Consider the following 16,278-nt stretch of genomic DNA (forward strand, 5'->3'; position numbering starts at 1 on the left):
GCATACGTCTTCCTGAAGGCCGTTTCCCATGGACGATGCTCTGCTTGATCTTGCCCGGCTTGCCGGACTCTCACCTTTCTGGACCGACGCCTTCGGCAGGCCACAGGCGGTGCCACACGAGGTTTTGCGCGCCCTGCTGCGGGCGCTCGATCTCCCCGCGGAAACCCCCAGCGACATTGCTGACAGCCGCATGCGCCTGCGCGGCGGTACGGTGGATGGTCTTCCGCCCCTGATGACGTTGGATGCTGGCAGCACCATTCGCGTTCCCGTCGCCAATGGCGCGCTGCGCATGCGGTATCGCGTGACGCTCGAAGGCGGCGGCCTGGTGGAAGGCGAGGCAGACGTGAACGATGGCGCCATCGTCCTGCCAGCCATCGAGTTGCCGGGCTACCACCGGCTGGAGCTGGGGAATACGCATACGACCCTCGCGGTCGCCCCTGCCCGCGCATTTGCCCTCGCCGATGCGGCGGGACGAGAAGACCCCCGTCTGTGGGGCCTCGCGGTGCAACTCTACGCTTTGCGTCGTGACGGCGACGGCGGCATCGGCGATTTCTCCGCCCTCGCACAATTGTCGGTCAAGGCGGCCAATGCCGGTGCCTCGGCCTTGGTGTTGAGCCCGGTTCACGCGCCGTTCGCCGCCGATCCCGCCCATTACAGCCCTTATTCGCCCTCGAGCCGGCTGTTCCTTAATCCCCTTTATGCCGACCCGGCGCTGATCTTCGGCGGCCCGGCGGTTGACGCGGCCGTGGCGGCCCTGGATCTCGGGCCCTTGCGCACCTCCCTTGAAGCGTCCGAGCTGGTGCAATGGGATAAGGCCGGCACGGCCAAGATTAACCTCCTGCGCCACCTGTTCGAGACAGGAATGCCGCGCGAACCGGCCCTGATGGCCGAGTTCGAGGCGTTTCGCGCGGCGGGGGGGCAGAATCTGGCCGACCATGCGGTGTTCGAGGCACTGCACCAACGTCAGTTTGGCGACGGACGCGGACAATGGCACTGGCGCGGCTGGCCGGAAGGGTTCCGCGATCCTCGCGGCGCCGCAGTCGCCGGCTTCGCGCGCCGCCACGCGCAGGAGGTGAGCTTCCACGCCTTCCTGCAATGGGTTGCCGACAAGGGACTGGCGCAGGCGCAGGACTCCGCCCGTTCTTCTGGCATGCCTGTGGGGCTCATCTCCGATCTGGCGGTCGGGGCGGACGGAGGCGGGAGCCAAGCATGGAGTCGGCAGGCGGAGATGCTCATCGGCTGCTCCGTGGGTGCGCCGCCGGACCTCTTGAACTCGATCGGCCAGACGTGGGGGCTCACCGCCTTCTCGCCGCGCGCCTTTGCCGCCAGCGGCTTTGCGAGCTTCCTCGACATGCTCCGCGCGGCCATGGCGCACGCGGGCGGCGTGCGCATCGATCATATCATGGGGCTGTCGCGCCTCTGGATGATCCCCGATGGCGCGCCGCCGGCGGACGGCGCCTACCTCGCCTATCCGTTCGACGATCTCGCCCGCCTCGTCACGCTGGAATCCCATCGCCGCCGCGCCATTGTCATCGGAGAGGATCTCGGCACGGTCCCCGAGGGATTCCGCGAGCGTCTGGCCTCGCGCGGCATTCTCGGCATGCGGGTGCTGTGGTTTGAGCGCGAGGGCCCGCACTTCAAGGGATCAGGCGAATATTCACCCGACGCCATCGCCGTCACGGGCACCCATGATCTTCCGACGGTCACCGGTTGGTGGAGCGGGCGCGACATCGACTGGCGCAGCCCGGCGGGCCTGCTTGCGGAAGGCAATAGCGAGGAGGCCGAGCGCATCGGCCGCAACGACGACAGGGCGCATCTGTGGGCCGCCATCGGCGACAACGGGCTGCCCGCCGCCGAACAGGGCGAGGCCGTTTTGGACGCTGCTTTTCAGTTCCTCGCGGAAACGCCGAGTCCGCTCGTGGTGGTGCCGATGGAGGATGCGCTTGCCCTGCCGGAGCAGCCCAACCTGCCCGGAACCGTTGAGGAACATCCCAACTGGCGCCGGCGTCTCGCGGTTCAGGCCGCGCACGTGCTGGAAGACCCGGCTGTCCAGCGGCGCCTCAGTTTACTCGACCGCGCGAGGACCAAAGCATGACAGCGCCCCGCGCCACCGTGCGCCTCCAGTTCCACCGCGATTTTCCCCTCGATGCGGCGATCCCGCTTGTGGATTATTTCGCCGATCTTGGCATCAGCCACATTTATTCCTCCCCGCTGCTGACCTCACGGCCGGGATCGCGCCACGGCTATGACACCGTGGACCACGGCACGCTCGACCCCGAATTGGGTGGGGAAGCTGCCCTGCGCCGGCTGGTGGCGGCGCTGCGGGCCCGCGGGATGGGGCTGATCCTCGATATCGTACCCAACCATATGGGGGTGGGAGGTGCCGACAACCCGGTGTGGCTCGACGTCCTCGAATGGGGCCTCGAGAGCACATATCGCGACTTCTTCGATATCGACTGGAGCCCGCCGGACACGCGGTTCAAGGGAAAGGTCGTGGCGCCCTTCCTGGACCGGTCCTATGGCGAGGCGTTGAAGGCCGGAGCGATCCGCCTCGCCCACGACAGCGCGCGCGGGACCTTCCATTTTCGCCACCACGACCACGTCTTCCCCGTGTGCCCCCGCACCTATGGTGACGTACTCAGCGCCTCGGGCGCTGAACCGCAGAGCGTGCTCGATGTCGATCTCGCAACGTTGGCCGATCCCGTGGCTCCGAAACGCGACGTCCAGGCCACGAAGGAGCGTCTCGCGCTTGCTTTGACGCGTGAAGGTCCACAGATCGTCGCCGCCGCGCTCGAAGCGTTCGATTCCACCACGGAAGCCGGTCAGGCGCGGCTGCACGCACTGCTGGAAAAACAGAATTTTCGCCTCGCCTGGTGGCGCGTGGCGAACGACGAGCTCAACTGGCGCCGTTTCTTCGATATCACCGGGCTGGCAGGCGTGAAGGTTGAGCGGGGCGAGGTGTTCGAGATCGTCCATGCTCTGGTGTTCCAGCTTTACGCTGACGGCCTGATCGACGGTCTGCGCATCGATCATGTGGACGGCATCGCCGATCCCGGAGCCTATTGTCGGCAGCTGAAGCGCAAGCTCGACGCGCTGGAGGCTCAACGACCGCATGACACGCCCGCCGGAGGCTATGTGATCGTCGAGAAGATCCTCCATACGGGCGAGGCGATGCCCGCCTCCTGGCGGATGGACGGGACCACCGGATACGACTTCATGGACGAGGTTTCGGCGGTGCTGCACGACGGCAGTTCCGACGATGCGCTGGAAAAGGTGTGGAGCCAAGCCGCGCAGGATTCCGGCACCTATGCCGCCCAGATGGAAGCGGCCCGGCGCCAGATCCTGCGCGAGGGCTTCGGGACCGAAATGGATACCGCCGCACGCGCCCTGCACGAAGTGGCCCAGCAGGACCTCGATACGCGCGACATCACCCTCGCCTCCATCCGGCGGTCCCTCAGGGAGCTGGTAGTGGCGTTTCCGGTCTATCGCACCTATGCCGATGCGAGCGGGCGTTCGGCCCAGGATTGGACCTATTTTTCACAAGCTCTCACCCAGGCGCGGCGGCGCCTCGCGCCCATCGATCATCCCGTCCTCGATCTTCTGGACCGCTGGCTCGGCGGGGAAGCGCCCCGTGCGCTCGGTGGCGACATGGAGCAGGCGGGCACCCGCGCCTATGCTATCGCCAAATTCCAGCAGCTCACCGCGCCGATCGCCGCCAAAGCCGTGGAGGATACGGTCTTCTACCGCTACGGCCGCCTGCTCTCGCGCAACGAAGTGGGCTCAGATCCCGGCCAACTCGCTTTGCCGGTTCGGGCCTTCCACGAGCTGGCGCAGGCGCGCGGCACGCACTTCCCCGACGCCATGCTCGCCACCGCCACGCACGACCACAAGCGCGGCGAGGACAGCCGCATGCGCCTCGCGGTGCTGAGCGAAATCCCGCAGGAATGGTCCCTGGCGCTGGCCGATCTCCAGGCGGCGGCGCTGCCGCTGCGCGAGGCCTTGGCGCCCCTTCCCGAGCCTAGCCCGGTGGATGAAGTGATGCTCTATCAGGCGTTGATCGGCGCGTGGCCGCTCGATCTCGGTCCCGAGGATGGCGGGCGCCTGCACGGCCTGCTGGAACGCATGGCCTCCTGGCAGATCAAGGCGTTGCGGGAAGCGAAGCGCCATACCAACTGGGTGTTTCCTAACACCGACTATGAGGCGGGATGCGATAACTTTCTGCGCCTGATCCTGACCGACGGACGGGGCAAGGCGGTGCGGGCTTCGCTGGCCGCGATCGTGCAGCGCCTCGCGCCTGCCGGCGCGCTCAACGGCCTTGCCCAAATCGCTCTCAAATATACCGTCCCAGGCGTACCGGACCTCTATCAGGGAACAGAATTCTGGGATTTCAGCCTGGTCGACCCCGACAACCGGCGGCCGGTCGATTACCGCGCCCGTGCGACTGCCCTCGGGCGGCTCGAATCGCCGGCCGCCTGCCTGCCTCACTGGCGGGACGGACGGGTGAAGCAGAGCCTGATCGCGACCCTGCTGCGCGCGCGGGCGGCCCATCCGGACCTGTTTTTGAAGGGCAGCTATTTGCCGCTGGACGTGGCTGGTCCCGCCACCAATCAGGCGATCGCCTTCGCGCGCCAGCATGGGGAGCTGACCCTGGTGATGGTCGCGAACCGTTTGTGCGCCGGACTTCTGGGGACTTCCGAGCGTCCGCTGGTCCCGAATGAAGCGCTTCAAGAAACCGATCTGCAATTGCCGGCGCAGCTTGCAGGCACGTATTCTGACCTCGCAAGCGGGCGCGCGTTCTCGCTTGCCGAGACGACACCTCTCGCGACGCTTCTCGAGCGCATGCCGGTTGCGGTGTTGCTCGCGGCGCCTTGAGGAACCAAAAATATGCGTCTCGCGTTGTGCTTGAGCGTAACCGCGAGGCGCGGGTTTCCGTGTCGCCGGAAGATGTGTCTAGGTTAGCATCTCTAAGGCGCGACATTGGCGAGCGATGGAGGCGAACATGGGTAAGCAAGGCGGCTCGGGCCCGGGGGCCGAAGAGGTTCTCGATCAAGCGCTCGAGGACAGCTTCCCGGCGAGCGATCCACCGGCCGCCACACGTCCTGGCGGCATCACCGGGCCAGAAGCCGCCGCCGCGAAGAAAACGGCAGAGGAGGAATGCCGTGCGGAGTCCGATGCGCTCGATGAGGCGCTGGAGGAGAGCTTTCCCGCAAGCGATCCTCCCTCACAAACGGTAAAGCGGGGCGCCGATGATGCGTCGCCTGAGGAGGTATGTCCTCCCGGATCAACCAAGCCTTGATGCAGGGGGATGCCGCTCAGTTCCCGCTGAGGGAGTGGGTGCCTTTCGGGCATCCGCAAAGCTCAGGCGTAGAAAAGCGTGCCGAGGGAGGCCCTCCGAGAGGGCCTCCTGAACACGAGCTCTCGTGTCGTTTTGTTGAAGGCGGGCGAGCTTCCCCGCTCGGCGCGACAGTCTTTCTTCCAGCGCCTCAGCGCTTCTTGGCCTTTCGCGCCGCATAGCGCGCATCGCGGGCCGCCTTCTGTTCGGCACGCAGACGCTCTTCCTCCGCTTCCGCTTCCGCCTTCAGGCGTTCAGCTTCCGCTGCGGCTTCCGCTTCGGAGCGAATGCGCTCGGCCTCACGCAGTTCCTTTTCACGTGCCTCCTGTTCGGCACGCGCCGCCTGCTCCCGCTCGCGCTCCGCGGCGCGGGTCGCACGGGCCGCAGCCTGCTCCGCGCGGGCCGCGCGTCGCGCCACCGCTTCGGGGTCGTCTTCCTTCGCACGGGCAGCGAACTTCTCAAGCATTGCGGCGCGCGCCTTCGCCTGCGCCTCCAACCGATCGTTCAACCCGGCCTTCTTCACACCCTTCATGTCCCATCCATCGTCTTGCGGTCCAACGCCTCCCTCATATAGGCAAAACGCCACCTGCGCAGCACGACGCGAAGCCGGCACGGCAATTTATCCGCGAATTGTCCGAATCCGATGTCGGCGCAGGCCCGGCGCCGAAGGCCCGAATATGAAAATTCATCAATTGCCTCTATGTATTTCACCATTGGGATGGTGTGCAGGGGGAGCCCATGGGCGGGGCGCAATCAAAAAGCGGATGGCTTCAAAATCTGTCCGTCCAAAGTAAAATCGTCGGCATCATAGCCCTGCTGCTGACGTGCTTCCTGGTCTCGCTCGGCGTGACCCGCATGACCGTGTGGCGCATCGATGAGCAGCGGGCCAGCGCTGAACAGCTGAGCGACTTCATCAAGGCGGTCAACGCCAGCGCCCGGGCCATCAATCGCCGTCAGATCGCGCTGATGCGCGCCGCCTTCTCGCCCAGCGAGCTCAATCTCCGGCATTACAACACCACCGACGAGGCATTCAGCGAACAGCTGGAGCAGGTGAAGAAGCTGGCAGGCAAGGACGCGGTCCTCATCGGCCAGTTCGAGCGCGTACGCCTCCTTAACGCCTCCTGGAAAGAGCAGGTGGCGGGTCCCGTGGTGGCTATCGTCTCGCGCTCCTTCGGCTCAGCCCAGCCCGGTGAGGACCTGAACGCTGCGCTCGGAAGCTTCCTGTCGACTGAAGTTACCGAGGTCGGCAGCCGAGCCATCGCGACCGGGCTCGACCAGATGCTGGCAACCTCCTCCGCCCGCTTGGAAGCCGCACAGGACGACCTTGAGAATGGTGAGCGGTTGCTGGGGATCATCAATCTTTCAGCCCTCCTGGCCGCGCTCTGCATGGCTGCGGGGGCCATCTTCATGATGTCGCGCCTGGTGTCGGCCCCCCTTCGACACGTGGCGCAGCTTATGGAGCGCCTCGCCGCCCACGATCATTCAATCATCGTCACGAATCTCGACCGCCGTGACGAGGTCGGAACCATCAGCCGGGCCCTTCAGGTCTTCAAGGGCATGGCGATCGAGACGTACAACAACAATTGGGTCAAGACGGAACTCGCCAACATTTCGCGCAAGCTGCAGGAGACCAATGAGTCGCGGGAGTTCGCGCAGACCATGGTGCGGGAACTTTCGGGATTGGTCGGTGCCGGCGTCGGCGTGTTCTACAGCTTCGATCCGGACACCGGCTTACTCGAGCTTCGCGGCAGCTATGGCTATAAGGAACGCCGCCACGTCAGTCCCGAATATCGCCTCGGCGAAGGCCTGGTGGGTCAGTGCGCGCTGGAGCGCAGCACCATCGTCCTCAGCCCCGTGCCGGAAGATTATGTGCGCATTCACTCCGGCACGGGCGAGGCCTCGCCGCGTGCGGTGATCGTGTTGCCCATCGTCTCCAAGGACCAATTGCTGGGCGTGCTGGAGCTTGCCACCTTCGAGGCCTTGGAAGGCCGGTGCCTCGCGCTCGTGGAGGAACTGGCGCCGCTCGCAGCGGTCAGCCTCGATAATCTGATGCGGGCCCGCCGCACCCTCGCCCTCCTGAAGCAGACCCAGGAGCAGACCGCCGAACTGCGGGCCGCCGAGGAGGAATTGCGCAGCCAGCAGGAAGAATTGCGCACCACCAACGAACAATTGCACGATCAGTCCCAGCGCCTCGTCGCCTCCGAAGAGGAGCTGCGGGTCCAGGCGCAGGAATTGCAGCAGGCCAATGATGTGTTGCGCCACAATGCCGAGGCGCTCGAAAAGCAAAAGGCGCACCTCGCCAAACTTCAGGAAGAAACCCAGACCAAGGCGGACGATCTGGCGCGCGCCAATCAATACAAGTCGCAATTCCTGGCCAACATGTCGCATGAGCTGCGCACGCCGCTGAATTCCCTGCTGATCCTCGCGCACGACCTGTCCGAAAACCGCAGCGGCAATCTGGACGAGGACCAGATCGAGGCGGTCTCCATCATTCACGACAGTGGCGCCAACCTGCTGCGGCTCATCAACGAAATTCTCGATCTTTCCAAGGTCGAGGCCGGCAAGATGGAAGTGGTACGCGAGCCGCTCCGTCTGGCCGATTTCGCCCACCGGATGGAGCGCAACTTCCGCCACATGGCCGACGAGAAGGGCGTTGCATTCACCATCGAGTTGGCGCCCGACATCCCCCCTGTCATCGTCACCGACGACGGCAAGCTTGAACAGATCACCAACAACCTGCTTGGCAATGCCTTCAAATTTACCGCCAACGGCAGCGTGAGCGTGAAATTCACGCCTTGCGCGGATCTGCCCGGCGGCGGGGTGGCGATTGAAGTCACTGATTCCGGCATCGGCATTCCGCCCCATAAGCTCGACACCATCTTCGAGGCATTCGAGCAGGTCGACGCCAGCACCCGCCGGCAATATGGCGGCACTGGCCTCGGCCTCGCCATTTCCCGCCGTCTCGCGGTCCTGCTGGGGGGCGATGTCACAGTCCGCAGCACAGAGGGAGCCGGCAGCACGTTCCGCCTGACCCTGCCCGTTGCCGCCGATGCCGAGGGCCAGGCCGCCGCAGCGCGCGAGGCCAGCACTCCCAAACCCGCGATGCCCGCCGGCCCAGCGATCGTCGGCGCGCCCGAGCGGCCGGCTTATACGCCACGCAACCAGCCGTTTCTCGCCGACGACCGCAACGTGATCGCAGCCGGCGACAAGGTAGTGCTGATTGTCGAGGACGATGCCGCCTTCTGCCGCTCGTTGATGGGCATCGTGCGGCGCAAGGGATATCGGGTCGTTGCCGCCGGAGACGGAGAAACCGGGCTGGCCTTCGCACGGACCTACAATCCTTCCGGCATCTTGCTGGATGTCATGCTGCCCGGCATGGACGGCTGGCAGGTGATCGAGACCTTGAAGAAGGACCCGGCCACCCGTCACATTCCGGTTCATTTCGTTTCGGCGCTGGAAGAGGCTCCCCGCGCGCGCGAAGCTGGCGCCGTCGGCTTCCTCACCAAGCCGGTCAACCAGACAGACCTCAACGGCGCGCTGGATCGGCTCATGCATTTCGCCGCCGACCGGCAGCGGCAGGTGCTGGTTGTGGATGATGACTCGGCAGCGCGCTTTTCGGTGCGCAAGCTGGTCGCCAGCGCCGGCATCGAGGTTCGCGAAGCCGAATCCGCCGAGGCCGCGCTGACCTTCCTCGAGCAGCATGAGGTGGATTGCATCGTGCTCGATCTCGGCCTGCCGGGCATGTCCGGCTTCCAGTTGGTGGAAGAGCTGGCCGCGCGCGGCAGCATCGTACCTGTCGTGATCTATTCCGCCCGCGATTTGACGCCCGAGGAGAGCTTGCGGCTGCGGGCTTATACCGACAGCATCGTCATCAAGGGCGCCCGCTCACCCGAGCGGCTGCTGGATGAGGTGAGCCTTTTCCTGCACAGCGTGCACCATGCGCCGAGCGCGATCCCCGCCGAACCCGACGGCGATCTTGCCGGCCGCAAGCTGCTGCTCGTGGACGACGACATGCGCAACATCTTCGCCCTCTCCAAGGTGCTGCGCGGCAAGGGGCTCAACGTGATCCTCGCCTCCGACGGCGCCAAAGCATTGACGCAGCTCGCCGACCATCCGGACACGGAAATCGTGCTGATGGACATCATGATGCCCGTGATGGACGGCTATGAAGCCATGGGCGAGATCCGCAAGAATCCGGCCTTTACCAAGCTGCCCATCATCGCCCTGACCGCGAAGGCGATGACCGGCGACCGGGAGAAATGCATCGCCGCGGGCGCCAGCGATTATCTCTCCAAGCCCATCGACGTGCCGAAGCTGCTGTCGATGATCCGCATCTGGCTGACACCGTCATGAATGCCGAGCGTGTCGAAGAAGTCGAGGCCATCGAGGTCGATCTGTTCGTCGAGGCGCTGCGTCGACGCTATGGATATGACTTCCGCGAATATAACCGGGCGTCGCTGACCCGGAGAATCCGCAATCTTGTCACGACCTTCGGTTCCGGCACCATCGGACAGCTGACCGACACCTTGCTGCATGACGCTACCCGCCTGCCGGAGGCGATCTCGGGCCTGTCGGTGCCGGTGTCCGAATTCTTCCGGGATCCGGGAAGCTTCGCCTGCCTGTGCCGCGAGGTCTTCCCCGCCCTGGTGTCCTATCCTCAAGTGAACATCTGGCAGGCGGGCTGCGCGCGAGGGGAGGAAGTCTATAGCCTCGCCATCCTGCTCACCGAGGCCGGTCTCTACGACCGCACACGGATCTACGCCACCGACATTTCACCGGACTCGCTCAGCCGCGCGGCAGCTGGGATCTTCCCCACGCGCGACGTGCGGGACTCCGCTGAAAGGTATCGGAACGCGGGTGGCACACATAGCTTGTCGGATTATTTTCATTCGCGCTATGAGTTTTCGAAAGTTGATTCACAACTTATGCGCAACATCACTTTCGCCGAACATAATCTCGTGACCGACGGGGTGTTTTGCGAAGCACACCTTATCCTGTGCCGGAATGTCCTGATCTATTTCACCAATCCCCTGCAAAATCGAGCAATAGAAATGTTTGCGGACAGCCTCGTGCGCTCCGGCTTTCTATGTCTCGGCGCGCGCGAAAATCTGGAATTCTCACCTGCGCGCGAGCGCTTCCAAATTGTAAATGCTGCGGCGCAGCTGTATCGCTTGAAACCGGGCTATTGAGGGGAGCGATGGAGGCCATAGTGATCGGCGCGTCGGCGGGAGGTCCCGCTGCGCTGAAGGTGATCATGGCGGGCTTACATGCAGATATTCATGTCGCCGTCATCATAGTGGTTCATGTCGGCGCGGACGCGGAGGATCTGATGTCGCCTTTGCTGGATGGCGCCGGCAAGTGGCCGGTGACAACGGCGCGGGAGCGCATCAGCATCGAGCCTGGGCATGCATATGTCGCCCCACCTGGCTACCACCTTCTGATTGAACGGGATCGCCACTTCTCCTTATCTGTGGATAAGCGCATCTGCTTCTCCCGCCCATCGATCGACGTGCTGTTCGAAAGCGCGGCCGACGCCTATGGCGCGAACCTCGTCGGCGTGCTGCTCACAGGGGCCAATGCCGACGGCGCCGCCGGGATGAAGCGTATTCGGCAAGCCGGCGGAGCAGCTTTCATACAGGATCCTGCCGACGCGGACGTTCCCATCATGCCGCAAGCCGCCCTCGATATGGCTGGCGCCGACCTTTGTGCCCCGCTGCCTGAGCTCGTCGCCGCACTCAACCGGATGTGCCGGACATGAACGATATCGCCCGCCCGAAGATCCTCGTCGTCGATGACGTGACCGCCAATTTGGTGGCCATGCGCCACCTGCTCTATTCGGTCCGGGCGGATATTTTCGAGGCCCATTCGGGCAATGAGGCCCTGGCGCTGTGCCTGGAGCATACGTTCGCGCTGATCCTGCTCGACGTTCAGATGCCGGACATGGACGGCTTCGAGGTCGCATCCCATCTCAGCAACGACCCGACGACCTGCGACATTCCGGTCGTGTTCGTCACCGCGACCTATCTCGACGACATCAATCGCCTGAAGGGCTACACGTTCGGCGCGGTCGATTACATCGCCAAGCCGATCAACGATGCCATCCTTCTATCTAAGGTGACGGTGTTCCTTGATCTGCATGTCAGCAAGCTCAAGCTTAAGGCGGCCTTGAACGAACTGGCACAGCGCAACCGGCAGCTGGAAGAAGAAATAGACGAGCGTCGGCGCGTCGAAAAACAGGTCCGCCACATGGCGACCCACGATGCGCTGACGGGCCTCGGCAATCGCATTCTCTTCCTAGACCGGCTGGATCGCGCACTCGCCCAGGCGGCCATGCGGCACGCGCAGTTTGCTTTGCTCTATCTCGACATCGACGGGTTCAAGGGGGTGAACGACAGCTATGGCCATGGGGTGGGCGACCGCCTGCTCTGCGCCATCGCCGACCGGCTGCGCAACGGGGTGCGCCGGGAGGATATCGCCGCCCGCCTCAGCGGCGATGAATTCGCCGTCATCATGGACGGCATCGCAGACGCGGAAGTCGCGCTCTCTCAGGCCAACCGCCTCTGCGCGGCGCTCCAGCAACCCTATCTCCTGGCGGACCATGAGGCGACCGTGACGGTGGAAGTGAGCGCCAGCATCGGCGTCGCCCTTTACCCGGACCACAGCATGACCGGCATTGATCTGATGCGCTCGGCGGATCGGGCGATGTATCAGGTGAAGCAGGCCGGAAAGCGCGGCGTCGCCATGGCGAGCATCAACCTTCTCGATTTACCACAGGACAGCGCGACGCCGGCTTCTCAATAGAGAATCCAGTTCACGCCTGTTCCTTGGCGCGCACGGTTCGGCGGGCCTTTTCGCGGATGGTGCTGCGCTGGGCCGCCTCGGCGGCCTCACGGGCTTCTCGCAGGGCCTTCAGCTTGGCCATCTTGGCACGGGCGGCGTCGGCGTCTTTCTCATATTCGGGCGCGTTCGCTTCCGGCTCCGCCGGGCGCCCCTGCAACTTTTCAAATGTCTTCTCGGCTTGCGCGCGGGACGAAGAGCCCTTCATTGCTGCCGTCATCTCAAAACTCCCATGATCGCTTCAAGCGTCCGTGGTCACGCTGTTCTGCGCAAGCCATTGGTTCAGGGCGGCATCCATCGCTCGAAGAATCGCCGCGCCCACGGCCTCGCCCACGGCAGTGTGCATACCCGCGAACCGTTCGGAAGAGCGCCCGGGCGGCGAACTGAGGACCACGCAATCGGTCCCCGTCCCGGTTACGCTCTCGCGCATCCCTGCCCGCCGGTATCCTGCACCAATTATCGCCACCGTGCGAGCCTGCGTAACGAGGCTTGCCGCTTCCAGAAGTGCGGCATCGTGCAGGGGCACCGAGACATCACACAGAATGTTGATGGTCCCCGGGCCGACCCAGGGCGTCGTGACCCGCTGGCCGATCCGCTCGCCATTATTGAGGCCAAGCGTAATGAGGCATTCCGCCTGCACCCCGTCCACACTGGCGCATGCGTGATGATGGCAGGCGACATTGCGGGCGGTCATCATGCCCACCGCATTTGCATGCCCCGCTTCGGCAAGGCGATCCGCAAACCAGCGCGCGGGATCAAGGCCCGGCGTCAGGTCGGCATTGCGCACTTCCAGCCAGGCGACCTCATGCGCATCCACGAAACCCGGCCGGTTGAGTGACCAGCTCACCATGCGCCGGGGCGCGGCGAACCGAGCCACCAGCCACGGTCGCGCGCAGGCAATTGTGAAAGCGCGCGCTGCGGCGAGATCACCGGGCGCACAATCAGCCGGCAGGCTCATGCGGCACGCGGCCTCATGCGAAGCTCATCAGATAGGCCATGACACAGACGACCAGGATGATCGCGACGAGGATCCAATGCCGGGCGGCGAAATTATGCAGAATCATGCTGGGATTCTAAGCACAAGACCGCCCTTGCGGAAGAGCCCGGTCGCACCGCGCGTCAGGCTTTCTTCAGGAAACAGGTTTTCAGCACCAGATCCTTGATCTTTTCCGCATGGCACTCGATTTCCTCGGCATTGTCGGTCAGGCGGATGTTCTTGATCAACGTGCCGCGCTTCAGCACCGAGGACGAGCCCTTCACTTTCAGGTCCTTGATGACGTGAACGCTGTCGCCATCCTTCAGGCGCGTGCCGTTGCTGTCCTTGACCACCAGTTCATCGCTCATGCCACACCCTCACGGGCGCCGCGCGCGAAAGCGCGCGCTAAAACCGCCCGCAAGCGGTCTCTTCCAATTTGCGTGCCGGAGCAAGGGGCGATGCGGGTGCGAAGCACCAGAAACCGCGGTGCACCGGAATGCCCCGCACCTCGTGCGCGCGGCAAGAAACCTCGACGATTCTCAGCAAGTCGTGGGGCTTTAGGCAAACTCCAAAGCCAACTAATAAAAAACTTTCCCGCAGCAATGAGGTCATCTGAAAAAGCGACACAGCCTAAAGTATTAAATCATTCTTAATCTGTCGAGCGCCCGAGCGATATCGACATCAAGGACGTCAGCCCAACACCGTGCGCTCATAGGCCGCGCCAAGCGCCTGGGCCTTCGGGTCCGCACCGGCCATGTAGGGATAGACCGCGAAAGCGAGGATACGCGCAGGCGCGATCCGCGCTGCGGCCTCAAGCTGCGCCTGCACCCGCTCAAACCCAGCCGGAACAAGCCGCATGTCCTCCGGCCGCTCGCCCGGCACCTGGCTGAAAACTTCCAGAACCAGATCGAATTCGGCCTTCCGCTGCTTCAGGAGCGCGAACAAGGGAGCAAGCCGCTCGTAATTGACCATGCCGTAGATACCGACGCCGTCCTGCACCATCAGGCGGATCGCACCGGCGTCCAGCACGTCGGACCATACGTCAGTGAGGTAGCCTGCTCCCTCCAGTTGACTAAAGAAAGTCGAGATGGAGAGGGGAGCCCCTTTCGTACCCAAAGTGTCACGCAGCCGCAGAAGATAGCTTTTCAGATGCCGCCGATCTTCCGCTTTTCTCCAGCTATATTGATCTATCTCATAAGGCACATACCATCCGGCGAAGGCCGGGTGCGCCGAATACGTCGTACTTGAAATAAAACGAGCCCCGGCCTCGGCCATTTCTGACATGAATGCGGGAAGGCTGATTTGCTCCTGGCCCATCAGCACTTTCCAATAGCGATGATCGTAAGGCAGTCCTACGGTGACGCTTAAGCCTGCTGCATATGCGAGATCCATGAAAGCGAGCACGCTTTCATCGGACATTCGGTATTCCTCACCGAAGCTCGTCCATTGCAGAACCACGTCATGGCATTGCAATGCGCGCAGTGTAGCTACCCTCTCGGCCCATTGCGTTTGGGAGAGCTTGAGATCGTCTTTCCAGATTTGTAGGAAACTGCCATCAAGACGCGTGGGCGCCTTCCGCAAAAGCAAAGCGGAAGAGACCAGCGGGATCGCCGCTCCGCCGAGCAGCACATATAATGCCGTACGGCGCGTAAAGAATTGAGTAGTCTTTTTCATGCGAATTGCGTTCTGCGCCTCGGGGCTGGAGCGGTACCGACCATTTCCAGCAGAAATGTGAGTTCGACCTTCGCTTCCTTGTAGCGGTATGCGACGTGTCTGACACGGCCTTCCGCCCCGATCCGCCGACCGAGTTCGAGAACGTAAGGCAGAAGATGCGGATATTGAGCGTTTTCGGAACCCGGCCGGAAGCCATCAAGATGGCGCCCCTTGTCTCCGCCATGGCAGCGGAACCGACGCTGACTTCGCTTGTCTGCGTCACCGGGCAGCACCGCGCCATGCTCGACCAGGTGCTGGGCCTGTTCCGCATCTCCCCTGATTACGATCTCGACGTGATGGAGCCAGACCAGACGCTGAACGCCCTGTGTGCTCGCGTGATGTCAAAGCTCGACGCGGTGCTGGAGGAGGCCCGGCCCGATCGCGTGCTGGTTCATGGAGATACCACCACGGCGCTTGCTGCCGCGCTGGCGGCATTCAACCGGGGCATCAAGGTGGGGCATGTTGAAGCCGGCCTGCGCACCTATGACCTCACCCGGCCATGGCCCGAGGAGATGAACCGGCAGGTCGTGGATCGCCTGTGCGACCAGCTCTTCGCACCCACCCCCACCGCCGCTGCCAATCTCGCCTCCGAGCATGTGCAGGGAAATGTCACCATCACCGGCAATACCGGCATCGACGCCCTGTTCCTGACCCTGGCGCGCATCGATTCCGATGCCGTCCTGCGTCAGGGGCTGGAGGCGCGATTTGCGAACATCGGCACCGCGCGCCGGCTTGTCCTTGTCACCGGCCATCGGCGCGAGAATTTCGGCGCGGGCTTCATCGCCATCTGCGATGCCCTGGCGCGCCTTGACGGGCGAGGCGACGTGGACATCGTCTACCCCGTCCACCTGAACCCCAACGTGCGCGACCCGGTGATGGAGCGGCTGGGCGATTGCCCGAACATTCACCTCATTGCCCCGCTCGATTACGTGCCCTTCCTATACCTCATGCGCCGCGCCACCCTGGTGCTGACGGATTCCGGCGGCGTGCAGGAGGAAGCGCCTTCCCTCGGCAAGCCGGTGCTGGTGATGCGCGACGTCACCGAGCGGCCGGAAGCCGTGATCGCCGGCACGGTGGAACTGGTGGGCACCGATGCGACCCGTATCGTTTCGGCAGTGGCGCGGCTGCTGGACGATCCGGCCCATTACGCCCAGTTCGCGCAACGCCTGAACCCCTATGGCGATGGCAAGGCGGCCGGGCGCATCGTCGATACGCTGTGCGGCCGTCCCACCTCGACTTTCGCTGCGTGACCCTCCAAGCGGCGGGGTTTCTTCCACCGCAGGGGCGATTTATTGCAAGGACTATCGCTGAAACGGCGGTGTGTTATCACTTTGGTGACCGAGAGGCGGCAATTAGGTAACACGTGTGCAAGCGCGTGCGTGGCGATTAGGGTGAGGGACGCAGGAATGGGGGGACGAGG

The 16,278-nt window shown here is 63.9% G+C and carries 13 protein-coding genes; 8 read left to right on the plus strand and 5 right to left on the minus strand.

Going from position 1 to position 16,278, the window contains the following annotated elements; genetic code table 11:
- Nucleotides 1-28: 28 nt before the first annotated feature.
- From malQ to V5F68_RS13670, 3 genes are all read left to right on the plus strand, one after another.
- Nucleotides 29-2,095, plus strand: a complete 2,067-nt coding sequence (malQ, locus tag V5F68_RS13660) for a 4-alpha-glucanotransferase (RefSeq protein ID WP_394013086.1) — start codon at nucleotides 29-31, stop codon at nucleotides 2,093-2,095.
- Nucleotides 2,092-4,872: a malto-oligosyltrehalose synthase gene (treY, locus tag V5F68_RS13665; protein ID WP_394013087.1), complete on the plus strand. Its 2,781-nt coding sequence runs from the start codon at nucleotides 2,092-2,094 to the stop codon at nucleotides 4,870-4,872. Before malQ ends, treY begins: the two co-directional genes overlap by 4 nt.
- 127 nt (nucleotides 4,873-4,999) lie before the next feature.
- Nucleotides 5,000-5,296 (plus strand): hypothetical protein, encoded by a 297-nt coding sequence (locus V5F68_RS13670; protein WP_394013088.1) that lies wholly within the window; start codon nucleotides 5,000-5,002, stop codon nucleotides 5,294-5,296.
- 187 nt (nucleotides 5,297-5,483) lie between these two features.
- Here the strand turns inward: V5F68_RS13670 and V5F68_RS13675 are convergent, their stop codons facing one another.
- The gene (locus tag V5F68_RS13675) at nucleotides 5,484-5,864 is read right to left on the minus strand and encodes a DUF6481 family protein (protein ID WP_394013089.1); all 381 of its coding nucleotides are present in this window, start codon (nucleotides 5,862-5,864) and stop codon (nucleotides 5,484-5,486) included.
- A 206-nt stretch (nucleotides 5,865-6,070) separates the two neighbouring features.
- Here V5F68_RS13675 and V5F68_RS13680 point away from each other — a divergent pair, with 206 nt between their 5' ends.
- From V5F68_RS13680 to V5F68_RS13695, 4 genes are read left to right on the plus strand one after another with little or no spacing between them, the layout of a single operon-like run.
- Nucleotides 6,071-9,685: a response regulator gene (locus V5F68_RS13680; protein WP_394013090.1), complete on the plus strand. Its 3,615-nt coding sequence runs from the start codon at nucleotides 6,071-6,073 to the stop codon at nucleotides 9,683-9,685.
- Complete coding sequence (locus tag V5F68_RS13685) at nucleotides 9,682-10,521, plus strand: CheR family methyltransferase (protein WP_394013091.1); 840 nt, start codon at nucleotides 9,682-9,684, stop codon at nucleotides 10,519-10,521. Before V5F68_RS13680 ends, V5F68_RS13685 begins: the two co-directional genes overlap by 4 nt.
- 8 nt (nucleotides 10,522-10,529) lie before the next feature.
- Nucleotides 10,530-11,090, plus strand: a complete 561-nt coding sequence (locus V5F68_RS13690) for a chemotaxis protein CheB (RefSeq protein WP_348847737.1) — start codon at nucleotides 10,530-10,532, stop codon at nucleotides 11,088-11,090.
- Entirely contained in the window at nucleotides 11,087-12,133 is a 1,047-nt protein-coding gene (locus tag V5F68_RS13695; RefSeq protein ID WP_394013092.1) for a two-component system response regulator, read from the plus strand. The genes V5F68_RS13690 and V5F68_RS13695 overlap by 4 nt, the downstream gene beginning before the upstream one ends.
- Before the next feature lie 10 nt (nucleotides 12,134-12,143).
- Here the strand turns inward: V5F68_RS13695 and V5F68_RS13700 are convergent, their stop codons facing one another.
- From V5F68_RS13700 to V5F68_RS13715, 4 genes are all read right to left on the minus strand, one after another.
- Nucleotides 12,144-12,389: a hypothetical protein gene (locus V5F68_RS13700; RefSeq protein WP_394013093.1), complete on the minus strand. Its 246-nt coding sequence runs from the start codon at nucleotides 12,387-12,389 to the stop codon at nucleotides 12,144-12,146.
- Between the two features lie 21 nt (nucleotides 12,390-12,410).
- On the minus strand, nucleotides 12,411-13,127 hold the full coding sequence (locus V5F68_RS13705; RefSeq protein WP_394013094.1) for an adenosylcobinamide amidohydrolase: 717 nt from the start codon (nucleotides 13,125-13,127) through the stop codon (nucleotides 12,411-12,413).
- Nucleotides 13,128-13,288: 161 nt separating this feature from the next.
- Nucleotides 13,289-13,513: an alkylphosphonate utilization protein gene (locus V5F68_RS13710; RefSeq protein WP_394013095.1), complete on the minus strand. Its 225-nt coding sequence runs from the start codon at nucleotides 13,511-13,513 to the stop codon at nucleotides 13,289-13,291.
- 322 nt (nucleotides 13,514-13,835) lie between these two features.
- The gene (locus V5F68_RS13715) at nucleotides 13,836-14,819 is read right to left on the minus strand and encodes a DUF4434 domain-containing protein (protein WP_394013096.1); all 984 of its coding nucleotides are present in this window, start codon (nucleotides 14,817-14,819) and stop codon (nucleotides 13,836-13,838) included.
- A gap of 155 nt (nucleotides 14,820-14,974) precedes the next feature.
- On the opposite strand from V5F68_RS13715, the gene wecB reads away from it, so the two are divergent.
- Nucleotides 14,975-16,108, plus strand: coding sequence for a non-hydrolyzing UDP-N-acetylglucosamine 2-epimerase (gene wecB / locus V5F68_RS13720; protein ID WP_394013476.1), 1,134 nt, complete (start codon nucleotides 14,975-14,977; stop codon nucleotides 16,106-16,108).
- Nucleotides 16,109-16,278: the final 170 nt, after the last annotated feature.

The organism is Roseixanthobacter pseudopolyaromaticivorans (assembly GCF_043195145.2).
GTDB lineage: Bacteria > Pseudomonadota > Alphaproteobacteria > Rhizobiales > Xanthobacteraceae > NCEH01.